Source organism: Cupriavidus sp. SIMBA_020 (assembly GCF_046535395.1).
Lineage (GTDB): Bacteria > Pseudomonadota > Gammaproteobacteria > Burkholderiales > Burkholderiaceae > Cupriavidus > Cupriavidus campinensis.
In genome coordinates this window covers 1-256 of the sequence record NZ_JAWRWU010001055.1, presented here as the reverse complement: position 1 = coordinate 256, position 256 = coordinate 1, and the positions used below count along the sequence as shown (strand labels likewise).

Below are 256 nucleotides of genomic sequence, written 5' to 3'. Positions count from 1 at the left end.
AGTCGATGAAGCCCGGCAGCGTGATCGTCGACATGGCCGCCGAACAGGGCGGCAACTGCGAACTCACGGTGCCCGGCGAGGCGGTCGTGCGCCACGGCGTGACCATCGTCGGCTATACCGATCTCGCGTCGCGCCTGTCGCGGCAGTCGTCCACGCTGTACGGGACCAACCTGCTGCGCGTGATCGAGGAGCTGTGCAAGGCCAAGGACGGCACGATCAACGTCGACTTCGACGACGACGCGATCCGCGGCCTCAC

1 pseudogene is annotated in these 256 nt (G+C 67.2%); it reads left to right on the top strand.

Annotated elements, in window-relative coordinates:
* A pseudogene (gene pntA / locus SB751_RS32710) lies at positions 1-256 on the top strand (NAD(P)(+) transhydrogenase (Re/Si-specific) subunit alpha); the annotation flags it as partial.